General features: G+C 69.3%; 9 protein-coding genes. 6 read left to right on the top strand and 3 right to left on the bottom strand.

Going from position 1 to position 13,272, the window contains the following annotated elements:
• Positions 1-78: 78 nt before the first annotated feature.
• A complete protein-coding gene (gene dnaE, locus IE107_RS03390; RefSeq protein ID WP_189540878.1) occupies positions 79-3,618 on the bottom strand; it encodes a DNA polymerase III subunit alpha in 3,540 nt (1,179 codons plus the stop codon).
• 234 nt (positions 3,619-3,852) lie between these two features.
• Between dnaE and IE107_RS03385 the strand changes: the two genes are divergently transcribed.
• The 5 genes from IE107_RS03385 (at position 3,853) to IE107_RS03365 (ending at position 9,865) form a co-directional block, all read left to right on the top strand.
• Positions 3,853-5,178: a DUF2252 domain-containing protein gene (locus IE107_RS03385; protein WP_189540876.1), complete on the top strand. Its 1,326-nt coding sequence runs from the start codon at positions 3,853-3,855 to the stop codon at positions 5,176-5,178.
• Positions 5,179-5,238: 60 nt separating this feature from the next.
• Positions 5,239-5,958, top strand: coding sequence for a hypothetical protein (locus IE107_RS03380; RefSeq protein WP_189541369.1), 720 nt, complete (start codon positions 5,239-5,241; stop codon positions 5,956-5,958).
• Between the two features lie 48 nt (positions 5,959-6,006).
• A complete protein-coding gene (locus IE107_RS03375; protein ID WP_189540874.1) occupies positions 6,007-6,822 on the top strand; it encodes a thioredoxin domain-containing protein in 816 nt (271 codons plus the stop codon).
• Between the two features lie 97 nt (positions 6,823-6,919).
• Positions 6,920-8,581, top strand: a complete 1,662-nt coding sequence (locus IE107_RS03370; protein WP_189540872.1) for an alkaline phosphatase D family protein — start codon at positions 6,920-6,922, stop codon at positions 8,579-8,581.
• A 315-nt stretch (positions 8,582-8,896) separates the two neighbouring features.
• Positions 8,897-9,865 (top strand): zinc metalloprotease, encoded by a 969-nt coding sequence (locus IE107_RS03365; protein ID WP_189540870.1) that lies wholly within the window; start codon positions 8,897-8,899, stop codon positions 9,863-9,865.
• 49 nt (positions 9,866-9,914) lie between these two features.
• Here the strand turns inward: IE107_RS03365 and IE107_RS03360 are convergent, their stop codons facing one another.
• Positions 9,915-10,493: a dienelactone hydrolase family protein gene (locus IE107_RS03360; protein WP_189540868.1), complete on the bottom strand. Its 579-nt coding sequence runs from the start codon at positions 10,491-10,493 to the stop codon at positions 9,915-9,917.
• 37 nt (positions 10,494-10,530) lie between these two features.
• On the opposite strand from IE107_RS03360, the gene IE107_RS03355 reads away from it, so the two are divergent.
• Complete coding sequence (locus IE107_RS03355) at positions 10,531-11,655, top strand: mechanosensitive ion channel family protein (protein WP_189541367.1); 1,125 nt, start codon at positions 10,531-10,533, stop codon at positions 11,653-11,655.
• Positions 11,656-11,685: 30 nt separating this feature from the next.
• Here the strand turns inward: IE107_RS03355 and IE107_RS03350 are convergent, their stop codons facing one another.
• Entirely contained in the window at positions 11,686-13,272 is a 1,587-nt protein-coding gene (locus IE107_RS03350) for a Na+/H+ antiporter (protein WP_189540866.1), read from the bottom strand.

Raw genomic sequence — 13,272 nt, 5'->3', positions numbered from 1 at the left:
ACTGCGGCCCGATGACCGAGAGGGGCGCACCCGCTTCCGCGGGGCGCCCCTCTCGTACGTCTGTGCGGGAGAGCCGGCTCAGCCGGCCAGGCAGGACGGGCCGAGCAGCACCTTCAGGTCGCCGAAGAGCGCCGGGTCCGGCTTGACCCGGTGCCGGTCGAGCCGGAGCACCGTGGTCTTGCGGGGGCCCTGGAGCCTGATCCGTACCTCGGTGTCGCCCCGGTGGCTGCTGAGGACCTCGCCGAGGCGGCTGACCATCGGCGGGGTGATCTTGACGGTGGGGATGGTGAGGACCACGGGGGCGTTGGTGCCGGCCGACGAGATGTCGGGGACCTGCATCTCCATGGCGACCAGCCGGGGCACGTCCTCGCGCTTGTCGAGGCGTCCCTTGACGAAGACGACGGTGTCCTCGACCAGCTGGGTGGAGACCAGTTGGTAGGTGGCCGGGAAGAACATGCACTCGATGGAACCGGCCAGGTCCTCGACGGTGGCGATGGCCCAGGCGTTGCCCTGCTTGGTCATCTTGCGCTGGAGGCCGGAGATGATGCCGCCGACGGTGACGATGGCGCCGTCCGCGTGCTCGCCGCCGGTCAGCTGGGAGATCGAGGAGTCGGCCTTGTCGGACAGCACGTGTTCCAGACCGAAGAGCGGGTGGTCGGAGACGTAGAGGCCGAGCATCTCGCGCTCCTGGGCGAGCAGGTAGGACTTCTCCCACTCGATGTCGGAGAACTCCACGTCGAGCCCGAAGCCCGGCTCGTCGCTCTCCTCCTCGCCCATGCCGCCGAAGAGGTCGAACTGCCCCTCGGCCTCCTTGCGCTTGACCTGCACCACGTTGTCGATCATCGGTTCGTGGTGGGCCACCAGGCCCTTGCGGGTGTGGCCCATCTCGTCGAAGGCGCCGGCCTTGATCAGCGATTCGACGGTGCGCTTGTTGCAGACGACCGCCTCGACCTTGTCCAGGAAGTCGGGGAAGGAGCTGTACTTCCCCTTGGCCTTGCGGCACCGGATGATCGAGTCGACGACGTTCTGGCCGACGTTGCGCACGGCGGTGAGGCCGAAGAGGATCACGTCGTCGCCCTGGGCGGCGAAGTTCGACAGCGACTCGTTCACATTGGGCGGCAGCACCTTGATGCCCATGCGGCGGCACTCGTTGAGGTAGACGGCCGACTTGTCCTTGTCGTCCTTGACCGAGGTCAGCAGCGCCGCCATGTATTCGGCGGGGTAGTTCGCCTTGAGGTACGCGGTCCAGTAGGTGACCAGGCCGTACGCGGAGGAGTGCGCCTTGTTGAACGCGTATCCGGCGAACGGGACCAGCACGTCCCACAGCGCCTTGATCGCGGCGTCGGAGAAGCCCTTCTCCTTGGCTCCCGCCTCGAACAGGACGAAGTTCTTCGCCAGCTCCTCCGGCTTCTTCTTGCCCATCACGCGGCGCAGGATGTCGGCCTCGCCGAGCGAGTAGCCGGCGACGATCTGGGCGGCCTTCTGCACCTGCTCCTGGTACACGATCAGGCCGTAGGTGAGGCCGAGGACCTCCTTGAGGGGCTCCTCCAGCTCCGGGTGGATCGGGGTGATCTCCTGGCGGCCGTTCTTGCGCTCGGCGTAGTTCGTGTGCGAGTTCATGCCCATCGGGCCCGGCCGGTAGAGGGCCGAGACGGCGGAAATGTCCTCGAAGTTGTCGGGCTGCATCTGGCGCAGCAGGGAGCGCATCGGGCCGCCGTCGAACTGGAACACGCCGAGCGTGTCACCGCGGCAGAGCATCTCGTACGTCTTGGGGTCGTCCAGCGGGAGGCCGAGCAGGTCCAGCTTGACGCCCTTGTTGGACTCCACCATCTTCACGGCGTCGTCCATGATGGTGAGGTTGCGCAGGCCCAGGAAGTCCATCTTCAGCAGGCCGAGCGACTCGCACTGCGGGTAGTCCCACTGCGTGATGGTGACGCCGTCGGTGTGCCGCACCCAGATCGGGGCGTGGTCGACGATCGGCTCGCTGGACATGATGACGCCGGCGGCGTGCACGCCCATCTGCCGGACCAGGCCCTCGACACCCTTCGCGGTGTCGATGACCTTCTTGACGTCCGGCTCGTTCTCGTACATCCCCCGGATCTCGCCCGCCTCGCTGTAGCGCGGGTGCTTGGGGTCGGTGATGCCGTTGAGGTCGATGCCCTTGCCGAGGACGTCGGCGGGCATGGCCTTGGTGAGCCGGTCGCCCATCGCGTACGGGTAGCCGAGGACCCGGGCGGAGTCCTTGATGGCGTTCTTCGCCTTGATCTTTCCGTACGTGCCGATCATGGCGACCTTGTCGGCGCCGTACTTCTCCGTCACGTACCTGATCACTTCGACGCGCCGGCGCTCGTCGAAGTCGATGTCGACATCGGGCATGGAGACGCGCTCGGGGTTGAGGAACCGCTCGAAGATCAGTCCGTGCTCGATCGGGTCGAGGTCGGTGATGCCCATCGCGTACGCCACGATCGAACCGGCGGCGGAGCCTCGGCCGGGGCCGACCGCGATGCCGTTGTTCTTCGCCCACATGATGAAGTCGGCGACGACCAGGAAGTATCCCGGGAACCCCATCTGGATGATGATGTCCATCTCGTACTCGACCTGCTTCTGCCGGTCCTCGGGAACACCCCCCGGGAAGCGCCGGTTCATGCCGACGCGGACCTCTTCCTGGAACCAGGTGATCTCCGTGTAGCCGTCCGGGATCTCGAACTTCGGCATCAGGTCGCGCTTCTCGAACATGCCGGTGGTGTCGATCTGCTGCGCGACCAGCAGGGTGTTGGCGCAGCCCTCCTGCCAGGCGTCGGAGGAGTCGACGCCGTACATCTCCTCGGTCGTCTTGAGGTAGTAGCCGGTGCCGTCGAAGCGGAAGCGGTCCGGGTCGGAGAGGTTCTTGCCGGTCTGGATGCAGAGCAGGGCGTCGTGCGCGGTGGCCTCGTGGGCGTAGGTGTAGTGCGAGTCGTTGGTCACCAGCGGCGGGATGCCGAGCTTCTTGCCGATTTCGAGGAGCCCGTCGCGGACCCGGCGCTCGATCTCGATGCCGTGGTCCATCAGCTCCAGGAAGTACCTGCCCTCGCCGAAGATGTCCTTGTAGTCGGAGGCGGCCTGGACGGCCTCGTCGAACTGGCCGAGCCGCAGCCGGGTCTGCACCTCGCCCGAGGGGCAGCCGGTGGACGCGATCAGGCCCTCGGACCACTGGGCGATGGTCTCCTTGTCCATGCGCGGCCACTTCTGCAGCCAGCCCTCGGCGTAGGCGTCGGAGGAGAGCCGGAAGAGGTTGTGCAGCCCGGTGTTGTTCGCCGCCCAGATCGTCTTGTGGGTGTAACCACCCGAACCCGACACGTCGTCGCGCTTCTGGTGCGGCTGGCCCCACTGGATCTTCCGCTTGTGCTTGCGCGACTCCGGGGCGACGTACGCCTCGATGCCGATGATCGGCGTCACCCCCGCCTTCTTGGCCGAGTGGAAGAAGTCGTAGGCGCCGTGCAGGTTGCCGTGGTCGGTCATCGCGATGTGCGACATGCCCATCTCGCCGCACGCCTCGAACATGTCCTTGAGCCGCGCGGCACCGTCCAGCAGCGAGTACTGGGTGTGGACGTGAAGGTGCGTGAAGGGCGGCTTGGTCACGGCGGTGGGCCTCCGATTGTGCAGGCGCGGCGCGGAGCGCCTCGACGAGGAGCGGCGGTCGGGCGACGGGCGGGCGGGCGATGACTGACTGGGGGGACAGCGTGGAAGTCTACGTCTCCGAGCCGACAGCCGACGGGCACTCCGGGATACGGTCGCGCGTTGGAAGGGCGGGGACGCCCGTCCCATTTGTCATGTACTTCGTCATACACGTCAGGTACCAGGAGGCACCCAGAGATGTCGGAAGCGCAGACCGGCGCGGCACAGCGCGGCGAGCAGATTCTTGAGGTCTTCGACACCGCGTTCGGGGAGCTGCTGGCCGCCGATCCGGCTGCCTTCCGGGTCAAGTTCCGCAAGATGGCGGGCTCGGCCTTCGCCTTCTACCGGGGCACGGCGTGCCTGTTCTACAACGACCTGGAGCGGGAGCGGCACGGCGGCCCGTTCCTGGACGAGCGGACCGGCCGGGTGTGGATCCACGGCGATCTGCACGCGGAGAATTTCGGCACGTACATGGACGCCAACGGCCGGCTGGTCTTCAACGTGAACGACTTCGACGAGGCGTACGTCGGCCCGTTCACCTGGGACCTCAAGCGGTTCGCCGCCTCCGTCGCCCTGATCGGGTACGCGAAGGCGCTGAGCGACGACCAGATCACCGAGCTGGTCGGGATCTACGCGGCGGCCTACCGCGAGCGGATCCACGCGCTGGCGACGGGCGCGAAGAGCGACGAGCTGCCGCCCTTCACGCTGGACACGGCCGGGGGCCCGCTGCTGGACGCGCTGCGCGACGCCCGGTCGCTGACCCGGTTCTCGCTGCTGGACTCGATGACGGAGATCCGGGACTTCGAGCGCCGCTTCGCCCCGGGCGGCGGCTCGATCGATCTGGACGCGGCGACGCGCTACAAGGTGCTGGCCGCCTTCGACGGCTATCTGGAGACGCTCCCGGAGTCGAGCCTGGCCCGCCCCGACTCGTACCGCGTGAAGGACGTCGTCGGACGCCGCGGGATCGGCATCGGTTCGGCAGGGCTGCCCTCGTACAACATCCTTCTGGAGGGCAACAGCGACGCCCTGGAGAACGATGTGGTGATCTACCTCAAGCAGGCACAGACCCCCGCGGTCTCCCGGCACATCACCGACACGGCCGTGCGCGAGTACTTCCAGCACGAGGGCCACCGCACCGTGATCTCGCAGCGCGCCCTGCAGGCGCACGCCGACCCGTGGCTCGGCTGGACCGAGCTGGACGGGGCGGGCCAGCTGGTCGCCGAGGTGTCGCCGTACGCGGTCGATCTGGACTGGTCCGACATCGACGAGCCGGAGGAGATCGCGGCGGTCGTCGCCGATCTCGGCCGGGCGACGGCGACGATGCACTCCGCGGCGGACGACGAGAGCGGTCACTCGCTGGTCCCGTTCTCCACCGAGCGGGCGATCGACGCGGCCATCGCGGCCGACGAGGAGGGCTTCGCCGGTCTGCTGGTGGACTTCGCCCACAGCTACGGCGCGCGGGCCCGCGCCGACCACCAGATCTTCGTGGACCTCTTCCGCAACGGCCGTATTCCGGGGCTGTAACACTCCGTTGTCCGTCCCTTTAGGGGTCACTTACAGGTTGGCATGCGACACTCCTCGGCGATGGACATATCCGGGACACACCTCAGAGTCGTTCGCGCGACGCTTTTCACAGCGCTCGTCGTGACGCTCTCCGTCGCGTCCCATGTGCTGCTCTCCCGGGCCCCGCTGCCGCTGACCGCCGTCGCCCTGCTGGCCGGCGCGGTCTTCGCCATGGCCTACGCGCTGGCCGGCCGGGAGCGCGGCTTCGGGTCGATCGCCGGACTGCTGGTCCCGCTGGAGCTGGCCGCCGACACCTTCTTCACCACCGGTCAGCACGTCTGCTACGGCGCGGCCGGCGGCCCGATCGCCGGGCCGCTGCGTTCGGTCGGCGTCGATGTGCTGTGCGGTGGCACGATCGGCACCGGGGCGGCACGGGCCGGTGCCGATGTCACCCCGCTCGCCTCGGTGACCGATGCCGGGCACACCACGGCCGCCCTGCTGGCCTCGCCCGGCCCCGCGGTGCCGTGGCTGCTGCTCGCCGCCCATGTGACGGTCGGCCTGCTCGCCGCGGCCTGGCTCCGACGGGGCGAGTCCGCGCTGGCCCGCCTGCTGGAGGCGGCCGCCGTCCTGGCCTTCCGGCCGCTGCTGGTCGCGGTCGCCGTCGTCGGTACGGCCCGCCGCCCGGTACGCCGCCGGGTGCGGCCCACCGGGCACGGCCCGCACCTGCTCGTACACGCGCGTCTGCTCGTGCACTCCGTGGGACGGAGGGGACCGCCGCGCTCGGCGCATGCCTTCGCCTGAGCACACGGTTTCCCGACGACATACCCCTCACACCATGGAGATACAGACATGAGCAAGCGCAACAGCCAGGCCAACAAGGCGGCGGCCCGCGAGCGGCTGCGCGCCGAGCGCGAGCGCCAGGCCAAGAAGGACAAGGCCCGCCGGCAGATCGTCGTCGGCGTCTCGATCGTCGGCGTCCTGGCGGTCGTGGGCCTCGGTACCTGGGGCGTCATGCAGCTGAACAAGCCGTCCCACTGGGAGGCGGCCAAGGACACGAAGAACGTGACGGCGCCCAAGAACACCTCGGGCAAGGACGGCACCACCGTCGTCATCGGCAAGTCGAGCGCCAAGAAGACCCTGGAGCTGTACGAGGACTCGCGCTGCCCGATCTGCGGAACGTTCGAGCAGGCGATCGGCGAGACGGTGCACAAGGACGTCGACGCCGGAAAGTACAAGATCAAGTACATCGGTGCCACGTTCATCGACGGCATGACCGGCGGCGAGGGCTCGAAGAACGCGCTGAGCGCGCTCGGTGCGGCGCTCGACGTCAGCCCCGACGCCTTCCTCGACTACAAGGCCGCGCTCTACTCCGCGAAGTACCACCCGGAGGAGACGGACGACAAGTTCAAGGACGACTCCTACCTGATCAAGATCGCCGACTCGGTGGACACGCTGAAGGGCAACGCCGCCTTCCAGAAGAACGTCAAGGACGGCACGTTCGACGGCTGGGCGATGAAGATGTCGGCGGCGTTCGAGGACAGCGGTGTGAAGGGCACCCCGACGCTGAAGATGGACGGCAAGGTACTCACCGACGGGCAGAGCGAGAACGCTCCGATGACGGTGGACGCCTTCAACACCGCGATCACGGCCGCGCTGAAGGGCTGACCGGCCGGCGACCTCACGGCAGCGGATCCCCGACGGGCAGGCGAACTTCCTTCATTCGCCTGCCCGTTCGCCTTACCCGCCAGTAGGGTTTTTGTCCGTGACCAGTCGAAAGCGCATCTCGCCGCTCTCCGCCCCCAGCCGCCGCACGGTCGTCAAGGCCGCTGCCGCCCCCGCCGTCGCTGCCCCCGCTCTGGCCTCCGCCGCCACCGCACGCGCCGCGGACGGACCCGCCTTCCTCCACGGCGTCGCCTCCGGCGACCCGCTGCCCGACGGCATACTCCTGTGGACCCGCGTCACCCCGACACCCGACGCGGTGCCCGGTTCGGGCCTCGGTTCCGATACGGCGGTGCGCTGGGAGGTCGCCGAGGACAAGGACTTCGCCCGGGTCGTGGCCCGGGGCACGACCGTCGCCAGGGCCGCGTCCGACCACACCGTCAAGGCCGATGTGCGGGGCCTGGCCCCCGCCACCGCGTACTGGTTCCGCTTCTCGGCGGGCGAAGGCACACAGGCCGTCTCACCGGCCGGGCGCACCCGGACGGCGCCCGCGGCCGGGGCCGCCACGCCCGGTGTCCGGTTCGGGGTGGTGTCGTGCGCCAACTGGGAGGCCGGGTACTTCTCCCCGTACCGCCACCTCGCCGCCCGCGCCGACCTGGACGCGGTCCTGCATCTCGGCGACTACATCTACGAGTACGCCTCGGGCAGTTACCCGGACGCGAAGTATGTCGTGCGGCCGCACGAGCCGAAGCACGAGATCCTCACCCTCGCCGACTACCGCACCCGGCACGGCACGTACAAGACGGACACCGACCTCCAGACCCTGCACGCCACCCACCCGGTGATCGCGATCTGGGACGACCACGAGTTCGCCAACGACGCCTGGTCGGGCGGGGCCGAGAACCACACGCCGGGCACGGAGGGCTCCTGGGCCGACCGGGCGGCGGGCGCCAAGCAGGCGTACTTCGAGTGGATGCCGGTCCGCGCCTCCACCGAGGGCACCGTCTACCGGCGGCTGCGCTTCGGCAACCTGGCCGATCTCCACCTACTCGACCTGCGCACCTTCCGCTCCCAGCAGTCGTCGATCGGCAACGGCGGGGTCGACGACCCGGAGCGCACCATCACCGGCCGGGCGCAGCTGGACTGGCTGAAGTCGGGGCTGGCCGGCTCGGACGCGACCTGGCAGCTGGTCGGCACCTCGGTGATGATCTCGCCGGTGGCGTTCGGCTCCGTACCCGCCCATCTGCTGGAGCCGCTGGCCGAGTTGCTGGGGCTGCCCAAGGAGGGCCTCGCCGTCAACGTCGACCAGTGGGACGGCTACACGGACGACCGCAAGGAGCTGATCTCGCATCTGCGGGACCGGTCGATCACCAATACGGTCTTCCTGACCGGCGACATCCACATGGCGTGGGCCAATGACGTGCCGGTGAAGGCGGCGACGTATCCGCTCTCCGCCTCGGCCGCCACCGAGTTCGTGGTGACGTCGGTGACCTCGGACAACATCGACGACATCCTGCACGTCGCGCCGCAGACGGTCTCGGTGGTCGCGGCCGCCGCGGTCAGGGCCGCCAACCGCCATGTGAAGTGGGTCGACATGGACTCGCACGGCTACGGCGTCCTCGACGTGACCGCCGAACGCTCGCAGATGGACTACTACGCGGTCTCCGACCGGACCGAGCGCGACGCGACCTCGGCCTGGACGCGTTCGTACCGGACGCTCAGCGGAACGCAGAAGGTCGAGCGGGTGGACAGCCCGGTGCGCTGAGGGATCATTTTCGGCCACTCCCGCATATGTTGACGGTGCATGACATCGCTACGGCGGGTGGTGTGTCCCACGGCCCGAATGGGGACACACCGCCCGCCGGGGTAACGCCTACGGTTACGCCGCCGTCTCAAACTCTGGAACGCGAAGAAAGATTCCTTCCGCTTTCCACCCTTTGGTGAATATCCGATTGGGCTTGATCATTCCTCCTCGGGGGATGACATGCGCACGTAATCTCCCGGCGGCGGGTGAGGAAATTCCTCTCCCACACATTCGCGAGGAGTCCCCGTGCGCACTCTTGCCCGTATATCGCCGCGTATGCGTAACCGTGCGATCGGCACCGCCGTTCTGGCCGGAACTCTGGCCCTGGCACCGCTCTCCGCCCCCTCCGGCTCCGCCGCTTCCGCCGCCTCCAAGGTCTCCGCCTCGTCCGCCCAGAAGTGCGGGGACGACGCGGGCACCAACGCCACGGCACGGGAGGCCCGCCCCTCGGGCGCCGCCCACACCGACGACCCCAATGAGCTGACCGCGAGCCAGGCCAAGGCGATGGACGCGCAGCTGAAGCAGAGACTCGCGGACCGGCGGCTCAGCGGCCCCTCGCTCGCCGCGGGCGCGACGATCCCGGTCTACTTCCACGTGGTGCACTCCGGGACCACCGGGAAGCTCAGCGCGTCCGCGATCAACAGCCAGATGAACGTCCTGAACGCCGCCTACAGCGGACAGGGCTCGGGCAACACGGACTCCGGCTTCCAGTTCACACTGGCCGGCACGGACTACACGGACAACAGCTCCTGGTACAATGGCATCTCCCCGGGCTCCGCCGCCGAGAAGGCCATGAAGTCCTCGCTGCGCAAGGGCGGCGCGAACGCTCTCAACATCTACACCGCCGACCTCGGCGGCGGGCTGCTGGGCTGGGCCACCTTCCCCAGCTCGTACAAGTCCAACCCCTCGGACGACGGCGTCGTCATGCTCGACGCCTCGCTGCCCGGCGGCTCCGCCACCAACTACAACGAGGGCGACACCGCCACCCACGAGGTCGGCCACTGGATGGGGCTCTACCACACCTTCCAGGGCGGCTGTAACGGCAACGGCGACTACGTCGCCGACACCCCGGCCGAGAAGAGCGCCGCGTACGAGTGCCCGACCGGGCGCGACACCTGCACCAACAAGACCGGCGCCGACCCGATCCACAACTTCATGGACTACACCTACGACTCGTGCATGACCCAGTTCACCGCGGGCCAGGTGCAGCGGATGAGCGACAGCTGGACCGCCTACCGCGGCTGATCCGTCCCGTCCGTACGAAGGGCCCCGCCGTGCGGGGCCCTTCGCGCGGTCACAGCGTGGCGAGGAAACCGAGCGCGACCTTCCAGGCCAGCTCGGCCGACGCCCGGTCGAAGTCGGGCAGTTCGGCGTCCGTGAAGAGATGGCCCGCGCCCGGATAGCGGTAGACCTCCACATCGGCACCGGTCCGCTGCATCTGCAGATACCAGGAGTTCAGCCAGTCGTGCGTCTCGAACGGGTCCGGGTCGGCGACATGCAGCTGTACCGGCAGCTCGTCCACGGAGGCGTTCTCGGCGATGTCCGAGGTGCCGTGGAACATCAGCAGGCCGCGGGCCTTCTCGTCGCCGAGCGCCAGGGTCTGCGCGGTGGCGGCGCCGAACGAGAAGCCCGCGTACACCAGGCCCCGGTCCGAGTAGGGGGCGGCGGCCAGCACGGCCCGCTTGAGCAGCTCGTCCTTGCCCACCTCCTCCTTGAAGGCCAGGCCTTCCTCGACGGTGCCGAACGTGCGCCCCTCGAAGAGGTCGGGCACCTGCACCTCGTGCCCGGCGGCACGGAGCCGGTCGGCAGCGGCGTGCACCGCGGGGCGCAGACCGTACGTCGAGTGGAAAAGCATGATGTTCATGGGTCCCATGGTGCCAGCTACGGTCGGGGGCATGGAGAACGACGGGATGGAGAACATACTGCGCCCGCTGATCGTCGTCGGCGGCTCGGTCGTGATCACGCTGCTGGTCGGCGCGCTGGTGGATCTGCTGCTCAGACGGGCCGACGGCCGGCACCACGACACCCCGCTGTGGGGGCTGCTGCGGGGCTGCCGGATTCCGCTCCAGCTGACGCTCTGCGCGGCGCTGCTGCGGGGTTCGTACACCCACACCCGGCTCGAACCGGTCCAGGACCACCGGGCGGGGATCGGCCAGGTCCTGACGCTGGTGCTGATCGGGGCCTCGGCCTGGCTGGTGGTGCGGATCGCGACGGCCGTCGTCGATTCGCTGTACGCGAGGTACGCCGCGAACACCGCCGATCCGGCGAGGGTGCGGCGGGTCCGGACCCAGGTGACACTGATTCAGCGGGTGGTCACCGCGATCGTGGCGGTGGTCGCGGCCGGCGCGATGCTCCTGACGTTCCCGGGGATGCGGACCTTCGGCACCTCGATGCTGGCCTCGGCGGGTGTGCTCGGCATCGTCGCGGGGGTGGCCGCCCAGTCGACGCTGGGCAACCTCTTCGCGGGGCTGCAGATCGCGTTCGGCGACATGGTGCGCATCGGTGACACGGTGGTGGTGGACGGCGAGTGGGGCACGATCGAGGAGATCACGCTCACCTTCCTCGCGGTGCGGACCTGGGACGAGCGGCGGATCACGATGCCGGTCTCGTACTTCACCAGCAAGCCGTTCGAGAACTGGTCGCGCGGCGGCGCGCAGATGACCGGCTCGGTCTTCTTCCACCTCGACCACTCGGCCCCGGTCGCCGCGATGCGCGAGCGGCTGCGGGACGTCCTGGGCGAGTGCGCCGCCTGGGACGGCCGGGACTGGTCTTTCGCCGTCACGGACACCACACCGTCGACGATCCTGGTCCGCGCGGTGGTCACGGCGAAGGACCCGAGCGACATCTGGACGGTGCGCTGCGCCGTGCGGGAGGAGCTCATCGGCTGGCTGCGCGACCACCATCCGTACGCGCTGCCGAGGGTCGCGACGGCGCCCGCGGCGCTGCCGCCGGGCAGTGAGTGGCCCTATCCGCACCGCCCCGCGCACGAGAAGCCGTCGGACCTGGACGGGTCCCCGCGCACGGGACGCGGCTGACCGGGACACCGGGCGCGGCCGCCCACCGCCTCACCGCAGGCTGCGGACGTCCAGCTGCCGCAGCACGCGGTCGACGATCTCCGGGTCCGACCCCGCCTCGTTGCGGGCCGAGAGCACCGCGTGGCGGGCGGCCGACATCATCTCGCGCTGGACGCGGCTGACCGCCTTGAAGCGCTCGGCCCGCTGCGCGTACGCCTCGCGGCGCTCGTCGTCGACCATGTCGGGGCTGATCCGCGCCCCCACGTCGTACGCCAGCCGCTGCAAGCGCTCGGCGACCTCGTCCGGGAACTCCTCGACCTCCTGGATCTCCCTGAGGCGCTGCTTCGCGGCCTTCGCGGCGCGGATCGCGAGGTCCTTCTCCAGCGCCTCCTCGGCATCCGTGTCCGCCTTGACGCGGAGCTTGCGGACCAGCCACGGCAGGGTGAGCCCCTGGATGACGAGCGTGGCCATGATCACCACGAAGGCGATGAAGACGATCTCGTCGCGGCCCGGGAACGGCTTCCCGTCGTCCGTCTTCAGCGGGATCGCGAGCGCCAGCGCGACCGAGGCCACTCCGCGCATCCCGGCCCACCACATGACGACGGTCTCCCGCCAGCTGGTGGGGATCTCCTCGCTGACGTCGCGCCGGGTGTGCAGCCGCTTGGCCAGCCAGGTGGCGGGCAGCAGGTACAGCAGCCGAACGCCGACCACCACCACGACCACGGCGAGCCCCCAGCCCAGCATCTGGAGTTCGCGCCCGTCCGAGGTCCCGAAGACGTTGTGCAGTTCCAGGCCGATGAGCCCGAAGGCGACCCCGGTGACGAGAGTGTCGACGATCTCCCAGAAGCTGCGGCCGGTGAGGCGCCCGAGGACGTCGTCGGCGTCGGCGGTGTGCTCGGCCAGGAAGAGCGCGGTGGTCAGGACGGCGAGGACACCCGACCCCCTCAGCTCCTCCGCGAGCACGTAACTCACGAATGGCACCAGCAGTGTGAGGCCGACCTGGAGCGTGGCGTCGCCGAGCAGGCCCATGAGCTTGATGGTGAGCCAGCCGAGCACCAGGCCCACCACCACGGCCACCACCGCGGAGAGGACCAGCAGCCCGAACGCCTCCGGCAGCGAGAAGCTCCCGCTCACCGCGGCGGCGATCGCCACGTGGTACAGCACGATCGCGGTCACGTCGTTGAACAGCCCCTCGCCCTCCAGGATGGAGACGAGCCTGCGCGGCAGCCCGACCGAACCGGCGACGGCCGTCGCCGCGACCGGGTCGGGCGGGGCGACGAGCGCGCCGAGCGCCACGGCCGCGGCGATGGGCAGCCCGGGGACGATCGCGTTGGCGACCGCGGCGACGGCGGCCGTCGTGACGAAGACCAGCGCCACTGCCAGCAGAAAGATCGGTCGTTTATTGGCGGCGAACTGCCGCCAGGAGGTTCGCTGCACGGAGGCGTAGAGCAGCGGCGGCAGCAGCGCCGGCAGGATGATCTCGGGCGGGATCTCCACGTTCGGTACGAAACTGAGGAACGCCATGCCGGCCCCGGCGAGGGTCATCAGCACCGGCGCGGGCAGCCCGAGGCGCTCCCCCAGCGGCACCGTGACCACAGCCCCGAGCAACAGCAGGAGGAGCAGTGCCATTTGGTCCAC

It is taken from the genome of Streptomyces gelaticus (assembly GCF_014649535.1).
Classification (GTDB): domain Bacteria; phylum Actinomycetota; class Actinomycetes; order Streptomycetales; family Streptomycetaceae; genus Streptomyces; species Streptomyces gelaticus.
Note: the sequence above shows the minus strand (reverse complement) of the source record. Positions and strands in the feature narration are given on the sequence as shown.